17 protein-coding genes are annotated in these 16557 nt (G+C 34.9%); 14 read left to right on the top strand and 3 right to left on the bottom strand.

From position 1 onward, the window contains the following. The first annotated feature begins 159 nt into the window (after positions 1 to 159). Positions 160 to 1455 carry a Na+/H+ antiporter NhaC family protein gene (locus ACLTBU_RS12885; RefSeq protein ID WP_320650536.1) on the top strand — a complete coding sequence of 432 codons (1296 nt, stop codon included), beginning with the start codon at positions 160 to 162 and terminating at the stop codon, positions 1453 to 1455. Between the two features lie 62 nt (positions 1456 to 1517). Then, positions 1518 to 1922: a DUF3892 domain-containing protein gene (locus ACLTBU_RS12880; RefSeq protein WP_412219283.1), complete on the top strand. Its 405-nt coding sequence runs from the start codon at positions 1518 to 1520 to the stop codon at positions 1920 to 1922. A 59-nt stretch (positions 1923 to 1981) separates the two neighbouring features. On the opposite strand, the gene ACLTBU_RS12875 is transcribed toward ACLTBU_RS12880, so the two are convergent. After that, a complete protein-coding gene (locus ACLTBU_RS12875; protein WP_412219280.1) occupies positions 1982 to 3271 on the bottom strand; it encodes an HlyC/CorC family transporter in 1290 nt (429 codons plus the stop codon). A 270-nt stretch (positions 3272 to 3541) separates the two neighbouring features. On the opposite strand from ACLTBU_RS12875, the gene ACLTBU_RS12870 reads away from it, so the two are divergent. After that, complete coding sequence (locus ACLTBU_RS12870) at positions 3542 to 3787, top strand: DUF2508 family protein (protein ID WP_177672024.1); 246 nt, start codon at positions 3542 to 3544, stop codon at positions 3785 to 3787. Between the two features lie 64 nt (positions 3788 to 3851). Beyond that, positions 3852 to 4106 (top strand): pro-sigmaK processing inhibitor BofA family protein, encoded by a 255-nt coding sequence (locus tag ACLTBU_RS12865; RefSeq protein ID WP_177672025.1) that lies wholly within the window; start codon positions 3852 to 3854, stop codon positions 4104 to 4106. Positions 4107 to 4144: 38 nt separating this feature from the next. Here ACLTBU_RS12865 and ACLTBU_RS12860 read toward each other — a convergent pair whose 3' ends face one another. Next, positions 4145 to 4753 carry a hypothetical protein gene (locus tag ACLTBU_RS12860; protein ID WP_177672026.1) on the bottom strand — a complete coding sequence of 203 codons (609 nt, stop codon included), beginning with the start codon at positions 4751 to 4753 and terminating at the stop codon, positions 4145 to 4147. Between the two features lie 325 nt (positions 4754 to 5078). Here ACLTBU_RS12860 and ACLTBU_RS12855 point away from each other — a divergent pair, with 325 nt between their 5' ends. From ACLTBU_RS12855 to ACLTBU_RS12825, 7 genes are all read left to right on the top strand, one after another. Next, on the top strand, positions 5079 to 5654 hold the full coding sequence (locus ACLTBU_RS12855; RefSeq protein WP_177672027.1) for a 2-oxoacid:acceptor oxidoreductase family protein: 576 nt from the start codon (positions 5079 to 5081) through the stop codon (positions 5652 to 5654). Beyond that, on the top strand, positions 5654 to 5956 hold the full coding sequence (locus tag ACLTBU_RS12850) for a 4Fe-4S binding protein (RefSeq protein WP_177672028.1): 303 nt from the start codon (positions 5654 to 5656) through the stop codon (positions 5954 to 5956). Before ACLTBU_RS12855 ends, ACLTBU_RS12850 begins: the two co-directional genes overlap by 1 nt. Positions 5957 to 5971: 15 nt before the next feature. Beyond that, positions 5972 to 7162 carry a pyruvate ferredoxin oxidoreductase gene (gene porA, locus ACLTBU_RS12845; RefSeq protein ID WP_177672029.1) on the top strand — a complete coding sequence of 397 codons (1191 nt, stop codon included), beginning with the start codon at positions 5972 to 5974 and terminating at the stop codon, positions 7160 to 7162. Between the two features lie 13 nt (positions 7163 to 7175). Next, positions 7176 to 8105, top strand: a complete 930-nt coding sequence (locus ACLTBU_RS12840; protein ID WP_177672030.1) for a thiamine pyrophosphate-dependent enzyme — start codon at positions 7176 to 7178, stop codon at positions 8103 to 8105. A gap of 484 nt (positions 8106 to 8589) precedes the next feature. Continuing rightward, positions 8590 to 9279, top strand: a complete 690-nt coding sequence (locus tag ACLTBU_RS12835) for a hypothetical protein (RefSeq protein ID WP_177672031.1) — start codon at positions 8590 to 8592, stop codon at positions 9277 to 9279. Positions 9280 to 9525: 246 nt separating this feature from the next. Beyond that, positions 9526 to 9945, top strand: coding sequence for a hypothetical protein (locus tag ACLTBU_RS12830; protein ID WP_249332947.1), 420 nt, complete (start codon positions 9526 to 9528; stop codon positions 9943 to 9945). A 29-nt stretch (positions 9946 to 9974) separates the two neighbouring features. Next, positions 9975 to 10400 carry an HIT family protein gene (locus ACLTBU_RS12825; protein ID WP_177672073.1) on the top strand — a complete coding sequence of 142 codons (426 nt, stop codon included), beginning with the start codon at positions 9975 to 9977 and terminating at the stop codon, positions 10398 to 10400. 106 nt (positions 10401 to 10506) lie between these two features. On the opposite strand, the gene asnB is transcribed toward ACLTBU_RS12825, so the two are convergent. Further along, positions 10507 to 12342 carry an asparagine synthase (glutamine-hydrolyzing) gene (asnB, locus tag ACLTBU_RS12820; protein ID WP_249332948.1) on the bottom strand — a complete coding sequence of 612 codons (1836 nt, stop codon included), beginning with the start codon at positions 12340 to 12342 and terminating at the stop codon, positions 10507 to 10509. Between the two features lie 243 nt (positions 12343 to 12585). Here asnB and ACLTBU_RS12815 point away from each other — a divergent pair, with 243 nt between their 5' ends. The 3 genes from ACLTBU_RS12815 to ACLTBU_RS12805 all read left to right on the top strand — a co-directional run bounded on the left by ACLTBU_RS12815 (position 12586) and on the right by ACLTBU_RS12805 (position 16540). Continuing rightward, positions 12586 to 13749: an NADP-dependent malic enzyme gene (locus tag ACLTBU_RS12815; RefSeq protein ID WP_177672034.1), complete on the top strand. Its 1164-nt coding sequence runs from the start codon at positions 12586 to 12588 to the stop codon at positions 13747 to 13749. A 4-nt stretch (positions 13750 to 13753) separates the two neighbouring features. Then, on the top strand, positions 13754 to 14812 hold the full coding sequence (locus tag ACLTBU_RS12810; RefSeq protein WP_412219276.1) for an undecaprenyldiphospho-muramoylpentapeptide beta-N-acetylglucosaminyltransferase: 1059 nt from the start codon (positions 13754 to 13756) through the stop codon (positions 14810 to 14812). Between the two features lie 114 nt (positions 14813 to 14926). Next, a complete protein-coding gene (locus ACLTBU_RS12805) occupies positions 14927 to 16540 on the top strand; it encodes a CTP synthase (protein ID WP_249332951.1) in 1614 nt (537 codons plus the stop codon). Positions 16541 to 16557 lie beyond the last annotated feature (17 nt).

Genomic DNA, 16557 nt, shown 5'->3' with positions numbered 1-16557 from the left:
AAAAAATTAGGGTTGGAGTGAATGGCTATGGTTTCTATTGTATTTGGTATGTTTATTTTGACTTGGCATATTTTCTAAGAAAATTATATATTGAAAATAGACTCGCTTCTATAGTAAGGTATTAGAAGCGAGTCTATTTTACATTAAAGGAGATAAGAGATGACAAAAGAACCAAAAAAGGGTAACCCGCTGGCACTTTTGCCAATAGGCGTATTTTTAGTTTTATTTTTAGGGACAGGGATAGCGACAAAGGATTTCTATAGAATGCCAGTACTCGTAGCTTTTCTTATTGCAGCAGCAGTAGCTTTCTTGCCGAATCGTAAAGAGAGTATGGCTACTAAACTTGAGATTTTCTGTAATGGTGCAGGAGAGAATAATATTATTCTAATGTGTATCATTTTCCTTTTAGCAGGAGCATTTAGTAACGTAGCTAAATCTATGGGAGCAGTAGAATCAACTGTTAACTTAAGTTTATCTATCTTGCCTACTAATCTACTTGTAGCAGGATTATTTATTATAGCGTGTTTTATCTCTGTTTCAATGGGAACTTCAGTAGGGACTATTACAGCACTTACACCAATTGGAATTGGTATTGCACAAAAAACAGGTATGCCTGTAGCACTTATTATTGGTGCAATTATTGGTGGAGGGATGTTTGGTGACAACCTTTCTATGATTTCTGATACAACTATTGCAGCTGTTAGAACACAGGGGTGTGAGCTTAAAGATAAGTTTAAAACAAACTTCCTGATTGTACTGCCAGCAGCTATTTTAACAATTATTATTTTAACGGTTATTGCAAGTGGTTACCAAACTACATTAGAAGGTGACTATGTTTATAGTATTGTAAAGGTACTTCCATATTTAGCAGTACTGATTGGTGCATTAGCAGGTGTCAATGTATTTGCATTATTAGGTGGAGGAGCACTTTTTGCAGGCATTATTGGTATGATGAATGGCTCCTTTGACTTCTTTGGTTTTATGCAAGCTGCAGGAGAAGGTATGATGGGAATGGAAGATTTAGCAATGCTTTCAATCGTTATTGGAGGAACACTTGCCCTTATTAAACATAATGGTGGGATTGACTTCTTACTTAACAGTATCAAAAGTAGAATTAAGACTAAAAAAGGTGCAGAGTTTGGAATTGCTGCCCTTGTCAGCGTAGTAGATTTATGTACTGCTAATAATACCATTGCTATTGTTATGGCAGGACCTCTTGCAAAGGATATTGCAGAAGAATTTAATATTGCCCCAAAACGTACAGCCAGTTTATTAGATATTTTCTCATCTTGTTGGCAAGGTATGATTCCATATGGTGCACAGATTTTATCCGCAGCAGGGCTTGCAGCTGTATCACCAATGGAACTTTTACCATTTATTTTCTACCCAATGCTTATGGGGCTATGTGGACTTTTAGCCATTGCTTTTGAGTTTCCAAAGTTTAAGGAAAACTAGGGCTTTATAAAACGGGTATAATTTTTGTATTGTTATAAAATACTAACACTGAGGTGATAAGCATGGATTACAATACACAAAATAATAACTCACAAAATAGGGAACATGATACACAGATTATTAATGGACAAGTTGTAGTAGGGCATCCACATACAGCAGAAGCTGAAAGTGAATCATTTACTAATTTTATTGCTGAAAATACAAATCGTGTTGTATCAGAAGGTGGACCTGGTGCAAAGAGTATTACTAAACTACTTAAACAAGGTAGAGAAGTAGTAGGTTATGAGCTTTCTGATGGTTCTCGTGTATCAGAGGAAGCTGCTATTCAAATGGCTATGAATAATGAACTTCAACATGTAGGTGTATCTACATCTAAGGCGGGCACACCTTACATTCGTTCTTTAGCCGATGGAGATGAATCTAATAACTTAAGTAATCTTCCATCTGAAGTAGTAGATAACATTTAAGTATATATAAAAAATCATCCCCCTAAGATAATATCTTAGGGGGATGATTTTTTTAGACTCTAATCTTCTTTTAGAACATCCTCTGAATCTTTTTTGATATCATCGGATAAAAGTATTCTTAGTTTATTAATACGATTATTCATCGTTTCTTCTACTTTAAAGGTAATATCATCATAGACCACCACTTCACCTTCATCAGGGAAACGGTCTAAAAGGCCGATAATAAAGCCACCAATGGAATCAAACTCATTAGATGAAATATCAAGGTTTAATTCATCATTAAAATCACTGATTCTAAATGACCCATCTACTAGGTATTCTTGATCAGCTATTTTTACAAAACTATCTTCAGTCATGTCGTACTCATCATCAATGTCTCCCACGATTTCCTCAATAAGGTCCTCCAAGGTAACAATACCAGATGTACCACCATATTCATCCACTACAATAGCCATACCAATCTTTTTAGAACGCATTTCTTTAAAGAGCTCATCAATACGCTTAAATTCATGGACAAAGTACACATCTCTTAAAAAGTCTGAGATAACAAAATCCTTAGGGTCAAACTGTTTTAAAAGAAGGTCTTTCATATAGATAACACCTATGATATTATCATGTGACTCTTGATAAACAGGCATACGTGAAAATTGTTCTTGCTTATAGAGTTCGATGATCTCATCATATGTAGCATTTACATCAACTGCTATCATATCTGTTCTGGGAATCATAACGTCCTTTGTATAAGAATCACCAAAACCGAATACGTTGTAAATCATTTCTTTTTCTTCCTCTTCAAGGACACCTTCTTCATGGCTTACAGTTACGATTGTTTTAAGTTCGTCTGTAGTGATGAATGGTTTACTTGTATCGATTTTGCCACCAAATAATCTAATCATTAGATTAGAGATGAACATAAGCACTTTAACTACAGGAGTCAAGATTAATACAACAAGAGAAATAGGTCGTGCTACGAAACACGCAACTTCTTGTGATTTCTGTGTAGATAAAGATTTTGGGGTAATCTCACCAAAGATAAGAACTAAAAGAGTCATAATACCTGTAGCAATACCAGGACCAGCACTTTCGAAAATATCCGTTGCAACAACGGTTGCAAGTGAAGAAGCACCGATATTTACAATGTTATTTCCCACTAGGATTGCCCCTAGTAGTTTATTAGGGTCTTCTACAAGTTTGCTTACAATTTTAGCATTCTTAATATTTTGATCGACCATGTGACGAGCATCGATTTTACTAATAGACATAAGGGCAGTTTCAGATGCTGAGAAGAACGCTGAGCCCATCAGTAAAATGACAAGAACTACAAGTTGTACCAACAGTACCGAATCCAATTTAAAATCACTCTCCTAAATGAATAAAAAATAATGTGTAATTCTGCTAACAACTTAAGTATATAAGATTAAGATGAATTATTTATAAAAAATTAGCAAAATTAATTAGACACATTATAAAATAAATCAATTTATTTTGCAACTAAGCCGCCCTTTAGCAGTTTGCTAATAATATATACAAAAATAGAGGTTTTTATGCTTGTTTAAATCAATTGTATGTATAGTTTTTTTAGGGATAGGGCATAATCCTCAAAAAAAGGAGGACATGCCATGAATAAAAGAGATCAAAGAGTATATAATGAGCAAAGAGAAGAAGAAAAGCGTGTATTAGCAGATGAAATTAACGCACTACATGAAGAGATGGCAGCTACGCTTCAGAATTTTTCTAATACAGTAGAGCCGGAACTATTAGAATACTATACGTACTATTATAAGGCTAGTCAGCTTAAACATAGCTATTTGATGAGACAACTCAAGAAAATCTATTATGATGAAACTAATAGTCATGTTATATAAAAGATGTCCATATCTATAGAATAAGAAGTTCTTAAAAACTTAATTCTATAGAGGGGAGATACGAATGCTAGTTGTACATCCTATCATATTAAAATGTCTTATGATATGCCTTATTCTGCTCATAGCCGTTATTTTTGACCAGTATTTCTTACGCTGGCTTAAAAATGCTCTTATAGGAGCGGTATGTATTTATATATGTGACTTATTCTTGCCTATTACATGGCAGGTGGGAATAAGTCTATTTACAGTTCTTTTTACAGCATTATTAGGTATACCGGGTATTCTGATTTTATATTTGTTTTCAATTTGTATAAAATGAAAATCCCCTTGAAGTTAAGGTACTTCAAGGGGATTTTTTTAACGTTTAGACATAGCATGTCTATCTAAGAAGAATGCAAGGCAATCACGTATAATGCCATCAATTTGTTTTTGATTACGTTTGATATAAGTTACCCAATCATTATTAAGAATGATAGTATTGTCTTCGATTGTATAGAGTGCAATAGGGTCAGCCGCAGCAAGCTCTGCAATAATAGGTTTTCTTTTACTATGAGACTTACCTTTTAATTTCTGTTCATACATAGGTTCAAGGAAGAGGTAAGGTGTATCTTCGTAAAGTTCTTCATATAGATCTAAGATATCTTTATCTTTAATAGTTTCTACAAGTTTTCTTAAATCAGATTCTGAGATGTCTTCAGACACATGGTAAAGAGATTCTATTTCTTCAATTGTACGGTGTAATTTATCTAATCTACCGAAGGTAATTTGCTTGCGTGCCACAAGGTCCCATGCACCGAGTACCATTTCAACAGTAAGATCATGCATGGAGATTTTCTTTTCACCTTTTATAGCTTTATTAACAATTCCTTTAAACCAAAAGATTTTATAGCTATTATCAATATATTTGTAGCTTAGTAAAAGTTCTAAAGTGGATAAATCTAAAGAGGATTTTTTGAGTTTCGCCATAGTTGTACTCCTTTAAGTGAAAACATATTTAAAATTCTAGTACATATAGTATATCCCATTTCATTAGAGTTGCAATAAAATAACTCGATAAAAAATTAACTAGTCTAAAATAAGCTAAATAGAAGAATCATGGAAGAAAACAGATAAAATGACGAAATAGCCTAAAAAAATAAAGTGAATAGCACCATAAAATTATCCTAAAATTAAATTATATTGTATACAATGCGCATTATATTTGATATTAGTACTTGTAAATGTTAAAATTAATCTGTATATTTTAAAATTTAATAAAAATTTAAAGAGTAATGCGAGGAGGGAATAAGGCATGAACAACGTGGTTGAAATTCGTTGGCATGGTCGCGGCGGTCAAGGAGCTAAAACTGCTTCTTTATTATTAGCTGAAGCTGCATTTGATACAGGAAAGTATATTCAAGGGTTCCCTGAATACGGCCCAGAGCGTATGGGTGCACCTATTACAGCCTATAACCGTATTAGTGATGAAAGAGTGACAGTTCATTCAAATATCTATGATCCAGACTATGTTATTGTAGTGGATGAAACTTTAATTGATGTAGTGGATGTAACAGCAGGACTTAAAAAAGAAGGTGCTATTTTAATTAATACAGAAAAAACACCAGAAGAGTTAAGACCAAGACTTAAAGGTTATGAAGGCCGCGTATGCACTATTGATGCACGTAAAATCTCTATGGAGACATTAGGCAAATACTTCCCTAACACGCCAATGCTTGGCGCTATTATTAAAATTGCTAAGATTATGGATGAGAATACTTTCATTACATCTATGGAAAAATCATTTAAACATAAATTTGCAAGTAAGCCACAGGTTATTGAACCTAATATGGCTGCAGTAAAAAGAGCATTAGAGGAGGTTAGAGGGTAATGACAGATAAAGATAAATGTATTGTTGAACCATTTACACCTTGGCAAGAAACTACTAAAGGTGGTGTTGTTACATCATCAGGAAATGCTCATTACTATGAGACAGGTGGATGGAGAGCAGATAAACCAGAGTGGGATACAGAAAAATGCAGACAATGCTTAATGTGTTTCCCTGTTTGTCCTGATAGCTCTATTTTAACAGAAGATAAAAAAATGATAGGTATTGATTACGACCACTGTAAAGGTTGCGGTGTATGTGCAAATGTATGTCCATTCCATGCAATCAACATGGTTAAAGCGTAAGGGGGAGAACAAGTTATGGCAATTCGTGATAAATTATCTGGTAACGAAGCCGTTGCCGTTGCAATGCGTCAAATTAATCCAGGAGTTGTAGCTGCATTTCCAATTACACCTTCAACAGAAGTACCTCAATACTTCTCAAGTTTTGTAAACAATGGACAAGTGGATACAGAGTTTGTACCTGTTGAGTCAGAGCACTCAGCAATGTCAGCTTGTATCGGTGCAAGTGCAGCAGGAGTGCGTGCTATGACTGCTACATCTGCAAATGGATTAGCACTTATGTGGGAGATGCTCTATATTGCAGCGTCATGTAGACTTCCTATTGTAATGGCTACAGTAAACCGTGCCCTTTCAGGTCCTATTAACATACATAATGATCATGCAGACTCTATGGGTGCTAGAGATTCTGGATGGATTCAAATTTACGGAGAAAATAACCAAGAAGCTTATGATAATGAAATTATGGCAGTTAAGATTAGTGAACATAAAGATGTACTGCTGCCCGTTATGAACTGCTATGATGGTTTCATTACCTCACATGCTATTGAAAATATCGAATTACTTGAAGATGATGTAGTGAAAAATTTTGTAGGTGCTTATAAACCAGAGCACTATTTGCTTAATCCAAATCAACCTATTGCAGTAGGACCACTTGATCTTCCAAACTATTACTTTGAACATAAACGTAATCAAGTAGAAGGTATGAGAAAAGCTAAAGACGTCATTCTTGAGGTTTCTAAAGAATTTGAGAAGCTTACAGGACGTTCTTATGGCTTATTTGAAGAATACAAAATGGATGAAGCTGAAAGAGTAGTAGTTGTAATCGGTTCTACAGCAGGCACAGCTAAAGCTGTAGTAGATGAACTTCGTGCTAAAGGCGAAAAAGTAGGTCTTATCAAAGTAAGGGTATTCCGTCCGTTCCCAGCAGAAGAAGTGGCTAAGGCGCTTGCAAACTGCAAGGCTGTTGCTATTATGGATAAATGTGATGGCTTCAACGGCAAAGGGGCGCCACTTTTTAATGAAGTATGTAGTGCACTTTATTTCGATGAAACAAAACCACTTGCTGTAAACTATATTTACGGTTTAGGTGGACGTGACGTACGTGTCGATGATATCGAAAAAGTATTTAGTGATCTTACAGAAATTGTGGCTAGCGGCAAAGTAGACGACCCATATCGTTACTTAGGCGTAGTAGATGCAAATTGTTAAGGAGGGGAAACTGATGGCATACAATTTAAAAGAGACAAGTCTTAAACCAGAAAGACTTACTGGAGGACATCGTATGTGTGCTGGTTGCGGTGCACCAGTCGTAGCACGCAGTGTACTTCGCGCACTTAAACCAGAGGATAAAGCAGTTATTACATCTGCTACAGGATGTTTAGAGGTTTCTACATTTATTTATCCTTATACAGCATGGAAAGATTCATTCATTCACTCAGCATTTGAAAACTCAGCAGTAACTTGTGCGGGAGTAGAAGCTGCTTATGTGAACATGAAAAAAACAGGTCAATTAGATGATACATATAAATTTATCGCTTTTGGTGGTGATGGTGGTACTTATGATATTGGTATCCAATCTCTTTCTGGTGCTATGGAAAGAGGTCATGACATGGTTTATGTATGTTATGACAATGGTGCTTATATGAACACAGGTATTCAACGTTCATCTGCAACACCAAAATATGCAGATACAACCACATCTCCAGCAGGTAAAGTTGTACCTGGTAAACAACAATATAGAAAAGATCTTACAGCTGTTATGGTAGCACATAATCTTCCATATATTGCTCAAACAGCTCCAATTGGTAACTTTAAAGATATCTATGAAAAAGCTGAGAAAGCAATCTATACAGAAGGACCAGCATTCCTTAATGTACTTGCACCATGTCCACGTGGATGGCGTTATGATACACCAAAACTTATTGAAATGGCACAATTAGCAGTAGATACATGCTTCTGGCCACTTTATGAAGTTGAAAATGGTGTATATAAATTAACTTATAAACCAAAAAATAAACGTCCTATTTCAGATTGGCTTGAAGCACAAGGTCGCTTCCGCCATATGGCAAAGGATGCAGAAAAAGTAGAGGAACTCCAACAAGAAGTTGATAGAAGATGGGATTTGCTTCTTGCAATGTGTGGAGAAAAATAAATAGAGAGAGGCTGCCTTGTGGCAGCCTCTTTTTAAGGAAATCTCCAGAGTGAAACTGCTTATCCTGATGAACTTTTGAGATGCTTGAATAGGGGAAAGGGTTTGCATAGGGGGGAGCAGTAGGGTGTGGGATAATGTGGGGAAGATGTGTATAAACTAAAATAAAATTATCAACAAAATGTGTATAAGTAGAGCAAAATCTGTGGATAGGGTAAAAAATGATAATTAGAGATACTAAATGTAGTAAATTGAAAGAAAATATTGACATATTTAGAAGAGCAATGCTATAATAGGTGTGGATAGGGTTGTGGATTAATTGTTCACATCTCTGTGTATAATTCGAACACACTTAAATCAATCCTGACTTTTGGCCACTCTTTTAGTGGCCCTTTTTTTGCCTTTAAACATGTATAAATCTTGTCCTAAATGTATAAACTTAAAAGAAAACATTTTTGGGATTCCTTTTATATGTGGAGGTTAAGGCATGAATTTACTGAATGAAATTAGAGATTATACCGATTATGTAAGACAAAACACTTATATATACAGTTTGCAAAAACAAGGCATAGATCTTTTAAATAAATTTATTACGCAGCAGATAGATGGGCCTACTCCTAAGAGAGGATATATAGAGATGATCGATTACTTTCTAGCAGTTTGGATCCCTAAACATAAGAAGTACTTAACAGTAGAAGAAGCTTTTAATATTGTTTATGCCTCTCAGGATTTACTTACTTTCATCCATAAGAAGTATGATAGAGAAGACAATACGCCACTTATTCTTGAGTACTATGGAGAAGAATACATGCGCTTGTATAGAGTGAATGAAATTGTAAGAAAAATGGTAGGGGACCCTGTTATTAGTATGAAACCTACAATTATTGATTTGCAGGGATATAAGGATTATAAGGAAAAGGTACAGCACAAAGATACTATGGCTATGTATGAGCAGGGGCTTTTTTGTATAGAAGAAATTAATGACGAGGGTTACCTGGTATTAAATAAGTTAAGTAACCATAAATGTTGCAGGGTACTTATGAGAAGAGATTGGATGTATCATTTTAAAGTAAACGATATTCTACAAGTCACTTTAAAAAGAAAGATTTTTTTTGTTTATTGGGAAATAGAGCAGTTCAAAGTTTATTATACAGAAAAGGCAGCTCGTTATCTTTAATACTTTTACTTCACCCTAAGATTGAGTATAATAATGAGAAGAAATAAAATGTAAGCTTTAAAGGTAAGGCAATTGCACAGAGCATATAAAGAAGATACAACAGTTATTGCAATTGCTAATATACATAGTGTGTACTTCTAATAAGAGCTGCTCATTAAATGACTAAGTTTTAAGCGGATGTAACGTATAAATAGACAAGTCTCCTCATATAGATGTCATAGGGAAAATAGAGGGGAGGCTATAATTTTGCAACCAATAAGTGATAGCCAAATGTATGGTTTATTTGAAGAACTTATTATAACTAAGCGTAGGCAGCGTATGATAGAAGAACGGTTATTTCAGGGAATGGCAAGACCTATACATCGGAAATGGATGTATGAACGTGTACAAGATCAGTATAAACATGAGAGAATGATTCAAGAGATAGCTAATATGTATTTAAATGAAGAGATTAAAATAGATGCAATAGAGCATAATACTATACCTAACTATTCTATTGTACAAGAATTAGGCAATAGATTAGAAGGCGTAGCAAGTAATATTCAATTAATGGCACACATTAGTCAGCCTATAGAGGATTTTAAACTTTATAAAATGATTAATAGTATGATGAGTGATGAATACATTTATCAGACTAGACTTGTAAAAATGCTTACTGAAAAGTAAGTCAATCCATACTAAAGAAAGAAGGTATTATAATGAAAGAAAGTTGTATTTTTTGTAAGATTTTAAAAGGAGATATTCCATCTTTTTGTGTATATGAAGATGAGAGCTTTAAAGTTATCTTAGATAGATTTCCAGCAAGTCGTGGACATGTCTTAATCTTGCCAAAGGAACACTACCAAGACCTTTTTGAATTACCAGATGAAATAAGTGCAAAGCTTTACCCATTAGCAAGAAAATTAGCTATAGCTATTAAAGATGCTGTAGGTGCAGATGGCATGAATATTATTCAAAATAATGGAGAGTCTGCAGGGCAGTCTGTATTCCATTTCCATATGCATCTTGTACCAAGATTTAAAGAGGATGGCATTGTTCTTAATAAAACTTCTCACGCAGATACAACATTAGAAGCTTTAGAAGAAGTAGCAGAACTTATCAAAAAGCAGTTAGAAGCTTAGTAGGTTAAGTTATATAGAAAAGTAATATGAAAGAGAAAAAAATTAAATAATGAAAGAATAACGAGCCATGAGTTTTGAATTAAAACTCATGGCTCGTTCATTTTAATTAAGCTACTTTTTCATCAAAGTATTCATGGTACCATACTAGGAACATGAATATAGTCCAGATTTTACGACTGTTATCTTTATGACCGTTTTTGTGTTCATCAAGAAGTTTAATAAGCATATCTTCATTGAAGTGCTTTTTAGCGACTGGACTAGTGAAAGCTTCTTTAACGATATTATAGTATTTATCTTCTTTAAGCCATACGCGGATAGGTACTGGGAAACCAAGTTTTTTCTTGTTTGCAGTAGCTGCTGGCATATTGCGTTTAGCAGCAAGACGCATAGCATATTTTGTATTTTCTTTATTAACGCGGTAGCGAAGTGGAATTTTAGTTGCAAGACGACAGACTTCTTTATCGAGGAATGGTACACGAAGTTCAAGAGAGTGTGCCATACTCATTTTATCTGCTTTAAGAAGAATATCTCCAGCAAGCCACATATGCATATCTAAGTACTGCATCTTTGTTACATCCGATTTATCTTTTACCTTGTCATAGAAAGGTTTAGTAAGCGCAATTGGAGCTTTTGCTGGTGTAGAAACTTTAAGAAGTTTTTTACGTTCATCAACAGAGAACATATAAGCATTTCCAATGAAACGCTCTTCAATTGTTTGAGCACCGCGGATAAGGAAATTTTTACCCTTGAAACCAAATGGTATAGCTTTGGCGAGTTTAGCAAGGAAAGAGCGAAGGCCTTGTGGCAAATTATGATATTTTTCATTATCAACAGGCTCTTTATAGATATTATAACCGCCAAATAACTCATCGGCACCTTCTCCTGAAAGGACAACTTTAACGTGCTCGCTTGCAAGCTGACTTACGAAGTAAAGTGCAACCGCAGCAGGGTCAGCTAGAGGTTCATCCATATGGTATTGAACTTTTGTAAGAGAGGACCAGTATTCCTCTGGTGTAATAACCTTATGGAAGTTCTCAATGCCAATTTCCTTTGAAAGTTCCTTAGCGTAGCTAATTTCGTTGTATTGTTCATTGTCAAACCCTACAGTGAAAGTTTTATCCCCTTTAAAGCAACTTGCTACATAGCTTGAGTCAACCCCACTAGATAAGAAACAACCGACTTCTACATCACTAATCTTGTGTGTTTTGATAGATTCTTTCATAGTTTGGTCGATAAGATCTACATATTCTTCAAGTGAACCTTCAGATTCATTAAATGTAGGTTCCCAATATCTTTTTATATCTAATTGACCATCTTTATAGGTGAAGAAATGCGCAGGTGGCAGTTTGAAAATACCTTTAAAGAAAGTTTCTTGCATAGGTGAGTATTGGAAAGTTAAATAATGTTCAAGTGCTTCTTCATTTAATTCTCTAGGTACATTTGGATGTTCAAGAAGAGATTTAATTTCTGAACCATATACAAAACGTTTGTTATCTTGGTAGTAGTAGAATGGTTTAATACCAAAGAAGTCACGTGCTCCAAATAGAGTTTGTTTCTCACGATCCCAAATAACGAAAGCAAACATACCACGAAGATGTGAAAGTAAGTCTGTACCGTATTCATCATAACCATGAACAAGTACTTCGGAGTCAGTATGTGTTTTAAAAACATAACCTTTTTGGATAAGGTTATCACGAATAGACTGATAGTTATAAATCTCACCATTGAAAGTAAGAACTAAAGTTTTATCTGTATTGTATAAAGGCTGAGAGCCTTCTTCTAAATCGATGATACTTAAGCGTCTAAATCCTAAAGCTGCAGAGTCATCAATAAATTGCCCGTCACTATCTGGGCCACGATGTATAATCTTATCCATCATAGCGGATAGCACCGGTTTTTTATTTTCAAGTTCTGTATCTACAAAGCCACAAAAACCACACATATGTAAGGGCCCCTTTCATAAAATATACATAAAAACTTTATCATATATTGTAGTTAAAAGCAATGAAGTCATTACTAAAGTATTGCCTTAAGAGCGTATTATAAACAGGCTAAATCATAAAATTATATAAAATCTATTTGATAAAGGACATCAGTTGACGGGTTATGGCAAAAAAGAGTATGATAAAAATATGAATTATATAAAAATAGGCGATTATAGGGTGCTTAGGATATAGGAGAAAATATGACTACAATTAATGAAAAAGCATTAGAAATGCATGAAAAATGGCAGGGTAAATTAGAGGTTGTATCAAAAGCAAAAGTTAATAGTAAAGAAGACCTAGCCGTTGCTTATACACCAGGGGTAGCAGAACCTTGTAGAAAAATTAAAGAAAATAGAGAAGATGTTTACAAATATACAATGAAAGGCAATACTGTAGCTGTTATTTCAGATGGTACCGCTGTACTTGGACTTGGAGATATAGGCCCTGAAGCAGCTATGCCTGTTATGGAAGGGAAAGCCGTTCTTTTTAAAGAATTTGCAGGTATTAATGCAGTACCTATTTGTATAGATACAAAGGATACAGAAGAAATTATTAAATTTGTGAAGCAAATTGCACCAACTTTTGGTGGTATCAATCTTGAGGATATTGCAGCACCACGTTGTTTCGAAATTGAAGAGAGATTAAAAAAGGAACTTAATATTCCGGTATTCCATGATGATCAACATGGTACAGCTATCGTTGTACTTGCAGCAGTACTTAATGCCTTAAAGGTGGCTAAGAAACAAGTTGAAAATGTAAAAGTTGTTGTAAATGGGGCTGGCTCAGCGGGGGTTGCTATTACAAAACTGTTATTAAAAGCAGGTTTTAATAATATAATAGTAGTTGATAAGCTAGGTATACTTGCAAAGGGCCAAGAATGGATGAATTGGGCTCAGAGGGAGCTTGCTGAAGAAACGAATAAAGAGTGTCAAATAGGGACATTAAAAGAGGCTTTAGTCGGTGCAGATGTATTTATTGGCGTATCAGCACCAAATATTGTAACCAGTGAAATGGTACAAAGCATGAATAAAAATGCTATCATCTTTGCTATGGCAAATCCAACGCCAGAGATTATGCCGGATGTAGCAAAAGCAGCAGGAGCACTTGTAGTAGGTACAGGAAGATCAGACTTCCCTAACCAAGTTAATAATGTACTAGTATTCCCAGGTATCTTTAAAGGTGCTTTACAAGCAAGAGTATCTCAAATTACAGAAGACATGAAATTAGCAGCAGCTAAGGCAATTGCACAAATGGTGCCAGAGAGTGAATTAAGTGAAGAATATATTTTACCAGCAGCCTTTGCCGAAGGCGTGGCGGACCATGTTGCTGAAGCTGTAAGAAGTGTAGCAAATAAGGAGGCATAGAAATTTGAAGACGATTGTATTAACTGGTGGTGGAACAGCAGGACATGTAACACCTAATATTGCACTTATTCCTTTTCTAAAGAAAGAGGGATGGAGTATACAATATATAGGAAGTAAAACAGGTATAGAAAAAGACCTTATCACAAAAGAGAATATTCCTTATCATGGTATCTCGTCAGGAAAGTTAAGAAGATATGTATCTCTTGAAAATCTAAAAGATCCTTTTAAAGTAGTAAAAGGGCTATTCGATGCGTATAGCCTACTTAGAAAGATTAAGCCCAACCTTGTATTTTCAAAAGGTGGTTATGTAACTGTTCCAGTTGTTTTAGCAGCTAAATTACTAGGTATTCCGGTTATTATTCATGAGTCTGATATTACTCCAGGTCTAGCGAACAAAATTGCATCAAAGGGTGCAAAGGAAATTTGTGTTAACTTTCCAGAAACACTTCAGTATGTAGGAAGCAAGGGTGTTTTAACAGGTACACCTATTAGAGAGGAACTCTTTAAGGGAGATGCTAATAAGGGGAGAAGCTTATGTAAGTTTACAAACCATAAACCTGTACTTCTTATGATGGGTGGTAGCCTTGGTTCAGTGAAAATTAATACATGCCTTAGAGAGGGCCTAGACACTTTAATAGAGGACTTTAATATTGTGCATATATGCGGTAAAGGCAATGTAGATGAAACGCTAAGGAATAAAGAAGGGTACTGTCAGTTTGAATATGCAGGGGAAGAACTTCCACACTTATTTGCTATGACCGACTTAATGCTTTCAAGAGCGGGGGCTAATGCATTAGCTGAAATTACAGCACTTAAAATTCCGAATCTACTTATTCCTCTTTCACAAAATGCAAGTCGTGGAGACCAGATTTTAAATGCTAAATCTATGGAGAAAAGTGGTTATTCACTTGTATTAATAGAAGAGGATTTAACAAAAGATACTTTAATTAAGAAGCTCTATGAGCTTAGAGAGAATAGCAATGTATATAAAAATGCTATGAGAAGTGCTATGGATATAAGTGGTACGGAAAAGGTTATGACACAAATTCGTAAATACAAATAATAAAAGCCTTGTTCAGTGTAATACTGAACAAGGCTTTTATATGTCTTAAATGTATGAATTTACCACTCATGACTCATAATAGAGACGTATAAAAGTAAAAGATGAGGTGAGTTTATGGCGACAAAGTATATATTTGTTACAGGAGGCGTTGTATCAGGTCTCGGTAAAGGCATAACAGCAGCAAGTTTAGGTAGACTTTTAAAAGCGAGGGGACTTAAAGTAACTATTCAGAAATTCGACCCATATATCAATATAGATCCGGGGACTATGAGTCCTTATCAGCATGGTGAAGTTTTTGTAACACGAGATGGTGCTGAAACAGATTTGGATTTAGGACATTATGAAAGATTTATTGATGAGGATTTAAATAAGTATAGTAATGTAACAACAGGAAAAATTTATTGGTCTGTACTTAACAAAGAGCGTAAAGGAGACTACTTAGGTGCAACGGTACAAGTTATTCCTCATATTACAAATATGATTAAGGAATGTGTATATCGAGTAGGTAAAGTAGGTGAGGCAAGAGATGTTGTTATTACCGAAATAGGGGGAACAGTTGGGGATATTGAAAGCTTACCTTTCTTAGAGGCTATTAGGCAAGTAGCAACAGATGTAGGGCATGAAAATGTACTTTATATTCATGTAACCCTTATTCCTTACCTAGATAAGTCAGGTGAAATGAAGACAAAACCAACTCAGCATTCTGTAAAGGAATTACTTTCTATTGGGATACAACCAGATCTTATTGTATGTCGAACAGAACAGGTTATATCTCAAGAAATGAAAAATAAAATTGCTCTTTTTTGTAATGTAAATCCTAAGTGTGTTATTCAAAATTTAGATGCAAAGACTCTTTATGAAGTTCCACTTATGTTTGAAAAAGAGCAGTTAGCACAAATTGTATGTGAGAAGCTAGGCATTGAAGTGAAAGAACTAAATCTTGAAGAATGGGAGCTATTAGTAAAGAAAGAAAAAATTAAAAAACGTAAAGTTAAAATAGCGTTAGTAGGAAAATACGTAGAGCTACATGATGCTTATATTTCTATTGTAGAATCTCTTTATCATGCAGGTATACAGCTTGAAAGTGAAGTAGAGATTGAGTGGATAGATGCAGAAAAGATTAATAATAAGTCTAAGGCAGAACAAATCTTAAAAAAGGTAGATGGTATACTTGTTCCAGGAGGGTTTGGGGATAGAGGTATTGAAGGAAAAATACTTGCCATAGAATATGCACGTACAAAGATGATTCCTTTTCTAGGTATTTGCCTAGGTATGCAATGTGCGGTGATTGAGTACGCAAGACATGTAGTAGGACTTGAAGAGGCTAACAGCTCTGAAATTATGCAACAAACACCTTATCCAGTGATTGACATTATGGCAGACCAGAAAGATATAGAAGATCTTGGAGGAACTATGAGATTAGGGGTTTATCCTTGTGTGCTTAAGAAAGATACATTTAGCTATGAAGCATATAAGGAGTGTCTAATAGAAGAAAGACATAGACATCGTTATGAATTTAATAATAAATATAGAGACTTATTAGTAGATCAAGGATTAAGGATAGCAGGAACCTCTCCAGATGAACATCTAGTAGAAATAGTAGAAGTACCCAATCATCCTTGGTTCGTAGGTGTACAATTCCATCCAGAGTTTTTATCTAGACCTAATAGACCACATCCTTTATTCATGAAATTTTTAGAGAAAGCTGTAGAAAAAAATATGTCATAAAATAGGTGAAAAGGATG

It is taken from the genome of Zhenhengia sp. (assembly GCF_046966505.1).
In the GTDB taxonomy this organism is placed as follows: Bacteria; Bacillota; Clostridia; order Lachnospirales; family Cellulosilyticaceae; genus Zhenhengia; species Zhenhengia yiwuensis.
This window is presented reverse-complemented; position numbering and strand designations above follow the sequence as displayed.